This window comes from Armatimonas sp. (assembly GCF_031410135.1).
GTDB lineage: Bacteria > Armatimonadota > Armatimonadia > Armatimonadales > Armatimonadaceae > Armatimonas.
The window spans coordinates 1-4,046 of the sequence record NZ_JANNYP010000377.1 but is presented as its reverse complement, the minus strand read 5'-3'; the positions used below and the strand labels follow the sequence as shown (position 1 = coordinate 4,046).

5 protein-coding genes are annotated in these 4,046 nt (G+C 56.5%); all 5 read right to left on the bottom strand.

The window, feature by feature from the left end; all coding sequences use genetic code 11:
- A partial coding sequence (locus RMO15_RS13775; protein ID WP_309713593.1) for a caspase family protein occupies positions 1-1,246 on the bottom strand: 1,246 nt, incomplete at its 3' end.
- 109 nt (positions 1,247-1,355) lie between these two features.
- A complete protein-coding gene (locus tag RMO15_RS13770; RefSeq protein ID WP_309713590.1) occupies positions 1,356-1,658 on the bottom strand; it encodes a helix-turn-helix domain-containing protein in 303 nt (100 codons plus the stop codon).
- A 76-nt stretch (positions 1,659-1,734) separates the two neighbouring features.
- A complete protein-coding gene (locus RMO15_RS13765) occupies positions 1,735-2,088 on the bottom strand; it encodes a hypothetical protein (RefSeq protein WP_309713588.1) in 354 nt (117 codons plus the stop codon).
- A gap of 68 nt (positions 2,089-2,156) precedes the next feature.
- On the bottom strand, positions 2,157-2,609 hold the full coding sequence (locus RMO15_RS13760) for a hypothetical protein (RefSeq protein ID WP_309713586.1): 453 nt from the start codon (positions 2,607-2,609) through the stop codon (positions 2,157-2,159).
- Positions 2,609-3,976, bottom strand: coding sequence for an ISKra4 family transposase (locus RMO15_RS13755; RefSeq protein WP_309713583.1), 1,368 nt, complete (start codon positions 3,974-3,976; stop codon positions 2,609-2,611). Before RMO15_RS13755 ends, RMO15_RS13760 begins: the two co-directional genes overlap by 1 nt.
- Positions 3,977-4,046: the final 70 nt, after the last annotated feature.

Below are 4,046 nucleotides of genomic sequence, written 5' to 3'. Positions count from 1 at the left end.
CGTTGGAACCAGCGATTCGGAGAAGACCTTTCTCGCGTGCTACTTGCTCCAGAGCGGCGCGCAGTGCCGGGGCTGTGGGATAGGTTTGGATAGGGGATAAGTCCACCGCGAAGCGCGGCGGCTCGAAAGAGTGCTTCACCTCAACCGCACGGGCAGTGACAAGTGCGGCCTTTTGCGCGGGTGAGAGCGGGGTGAGGGAATCCAGAATCAGGTTGGCCTGAAGTAGCTCGACCTGTGCCACACGCCCTTGGGCAATAGGCAGCTCGCCCTTCTGGGAGTAGATGGTGTACAAAGATCCCTCCGTCACACCATGGAGGCGACCTGCGAGGAGCTGGGGAATCCCCCCCGCGAGCCGCACCGGCACGCCTTTTGGTTGCGGGAGACGCTTCTCACCAAAGACAAGCCGATCCAGATCCCCCTCTGCCTCGGGGTGCTGGTCGTCTACCTGCGCCACTACCCGAGTGCGCACCCGCTCGAACAGCTCTCGATAGGTGGCACCAGGGGGCAGGGCTAGGAGCGCCTCAACCAGCGAGCAAGTGAGCGCTCCCATCGCACGGGGGGACTCTAGCTCTTTGGCAGTCTCATTGTAACGACAGGCGTAGAGAGCCGTAAAGCCGCGGCCTTGCGCGGAAGGAGCGTTTCCTAGTATGAGAGGTGTGCTGCCCTGGTCTAGGAGTACTTGCTTTGGTTGCGTGGCGCTGGGTTTTGGTAGTGTACGTGCCGGGCGCGGGACACTCCGATCCCGTCCTCGTATCACCGCGCCCCCGCTTCGGGTATAGCTCGCAATATAGCCTGAGTAGCAACAATCAAAACTGAGGAAAAATGCCCCACCTGCCAGCTGACTTTTGATCTTCGTGATGCGCTGAGCAAGCTCCTGGTTCGTGATGTGATTGTCTCCCTGCGGATGGTTTCGTGGACGCCAATCGGAGGGAACGAGCGACTCCGAACCACGCTCTTCGTCACCATCGCCATGCCCACTGAAGTGGATATAGACGGTATCTCCTGGTTTGAGCTGTAAGGGCAGCTTATCAAGCGTGTCTAAAATGGCCTTGCGGCTTGTCTGCTGTGGTGTGACCAAAGGAGTGACTGTGAAGCCAAATCGTGTGATCAGGGTATGTTTCAGTGCAAGGACATCCTGAGCAGTATGAAGCTCTCTCCACTCCGAGAGTCCGCTACTTTTGGGACGCGCGTATCCACTAACACCGATCACAATAGCTATTTTATTGCCTGCTAAGGTTTTCTTCATTTCAGCGGCATTTTACCTGTGATCCTTCTGGAGGGCTGTGATGATCGTTACACGGACAAGATTGAACGATAGCTAACGAGCCCTGCAACAACAACGCAGCCAGGTAAAGTTACTCCGCCCCAAGCCCTAGCGCAAACGCCCGGATTCGTCCTAACTTCCCCTCGGTGCTCTCTCCACTGTCCACCACACTAAGCAACCAGCTCGCAATCCCCACACGATCCAGCCGAATCGGCCTCACGCTTGGGCTCTCGGCACGTGGCAGAAGCGCCTCCACCTCCGCCCGCCGAATCCGCACCGTCCGATGCCCCAGCTTTGTGGCAGGAATCTTCCCAAGGCGCACCTGGTCACGCACTGTATGCTCCGACAACTTCAGAATCTCTGCTGCTTCTTTAATTGTTAGCCAATCTTCCATAGCCACCCCCCTAGCCCCCGTCCAACGGGGGAACACGCTTGATTCGGGCTGGGGCTTCGCGCCCCGGCCCACTTACTCATTCGCCGATTACCTCGCCGCGAAAAACGCGGTTCTGCCCCGTGATAGACAGCAAGAGCACTTCCAGCCGTGGCGGCGACCACCACAGCACCGAGACCGCCCAAACGCCGGGATGAGAACGCATCAGCGAATCCAGCACCTCGCGCGGTGGCCGGGATACATAGGGCTCTGGGCAAGGCTCAAGCACATATTCCGCCCGATCCTCGTGCACCAATACTTCCAGCCCACCGGGGCGCAGCTCCCAAGCAGCACGGCATGCCAAGCATACCCGGAACGTACGCCACTGACCATCGGCGCATAACGTGTCCGCCAGTACCAACTGATCCTCCGTGCCGCAAAGATCACAAGCCACCCCCAAGAGTTTTCCCAATCTCTGACTTGGGGCCGCCCCTTTCGGGGCGGCGAGAGAAGCGGGGGCGCTCATAGAGAAGCCCCCGCAGGGATACGAACCCGGCGGCGCGACAGATGCCACTGAGCACGGGAGGAGATACGCACCTTAGGAGAAGCCAGGACAGGCGCAACGATGGCGGCTTTAGCCGCTTCCAACAACCGCTGGCGCTCCGCTTCTTCTTCGGCGCGATTCAGCAAGAGCGGAACCATAAGCGCGTGCTTACAGATAAGAGGATCAATTTGCAGACCGAGATCAAACGCCTGCCCATTCACACGATCCAGCCGCTGCTGATCCGGGCACGAGCACCGCCCCGTTTCGCGGCAAACCACATACTGAGCCTGCGCCACAACCCCGGTTTTGGGATCTGCGACAACCGGAGCAATGATGCAAACAGATTCCTGCCGCACTTCCCCAATTGCATAGAGATACCAGCCCTGTGCGGCGCGAGCTTCGCGCATTTCCCGCTGTGGGGTGCAAGACATTAAAGTGGTGAGGTATCCCCTCTTCTGGGTCGGGCATTCCAGAACGCTTGAAAGACATCCCACTCACCACCCAAAAAGAAACCGCGAAGACGAGCGATCACCTCGGCACCCAAGACACTCCAGTGCATGCCAGATCCTTTCAAACGATCCGACACGATTCGCTTACAACTCGATTCAGCAAGACCAGAGCCGATACAAAGACCACGCTTCAGATAAGAGGCATACTCCATTCGGCTGGCATGATGAGAAAAATATGTCCGAAGACTCACCAGACTCTCTAGAGTGGGCTGATTCAACTCCGCCAAGGCGAACCAGAAAGATGACCAATGACTGTGTTTAAGTTCATGCAGACGAGAGGCAAGCCAGGCACTTTTTTGGGCTTCTTGCTCTCCAAAGACAGCACGGGCAACTGCCGACACATACTCACTGGCATGATAGAAATCCAGAATCTGGACAGCTCGGGGAAAGTGGGTGGAGGCCAGATTCCAAATCCAAGTGGCTCCATCGCCTATCACTACCAAGCACTTGCTCTTAAGAGAACCGCATGAGAGAGCGAGTGCCTCCCAATGCTTGCCGAAAGTAGCTGCTTCTCCCAGGTGACTAATGTAGTGCGAAGGCATCATCTCACGTCCGTCAAAATATTCTGCCCGCACCACTGCCACCTTCATTTCTTTCCAGGAACCATCTTCCATCGGAGTATGAATCCCATCCGCTTGCAGATAAAGAACTTCGGGCTCAGGTAACTCTTGGGGGATTTTCTCTTCGGGCAAGTAAGCCAGAGGGAGCATCTGCTCCTCGCGTTGATCCACGAAGTCGCTCACTATCTGAGCCACAAGGCCGGTGGCGAGGCGTTGAGCACTTCGTCCACTGACCACAACTTTTGTAAGTCTGGCCAAGGTTTGCATTGCCAATTCGTAGGGCATACTGGCAGACAGGGCACAGATTTCTTGAGCGAGAGCAGGACTGTAGAAGCTTCCTTGTTCAAGACCTAATCGAGTATCCAGGGGACAGAATCCCTTTTGACATTTCTTACAGTGGTAGTAGGCTCGCTCCAGTGTGAGCATTCCTGCCAGGGTTTGAATGCTTCGGACTCGTTGCATCTTGAACCAGGCATTGCCCTGGCACCCAGGGCAGCAAACTCTGGTTGCCCTTTGAAACGACTCTGCTCCTCGTGTTGTCTCTGACTCCCTTTGCGGGTCTATCTCTTGTGCTTCCTGGCCTACTTCTTCTGTAGCGGCTTGCTTGATTTGCCCCCCGATGTCCAGGGCGATCTGTTCAATGTCGCTAATGGTAGTTGCCTTTTTGTATTGTGCTGCCAGGATTTGTTCAAATCGCTCTCGCAGTCTCTGTTTGGTTTGCTCGGTCATCCTGCCATGATGCCCACTTTAGGCGGTGAGTGCAAATCGGCTCCCCTCACCACTTTAATGTCCTGCACCC

Coding starts and splice junctions, on each gene's coding strand:
- RMO15_RS13770 (WP_309713590.1), bottom strand. CDS start 1,658: ATGGAAGATTGGCTAACAATTAAAGAAGCAGCAGAGATTCTGAAGTTG.
- RMO15_RS13760 (WP_309713586.1), bottom strand. CDS start 2,609: ATGTCTTGCACCCCACAGCGGGAAATGCGCGAAGCTCGCGCCGCACAG.
- RMO15_RS13755 (WP_309713583.1), bottom strand. CDS start 3,976: ATGACCGAGCAAACCAAACAGAGACTGCGAGAGCGATTTGAACAAATC.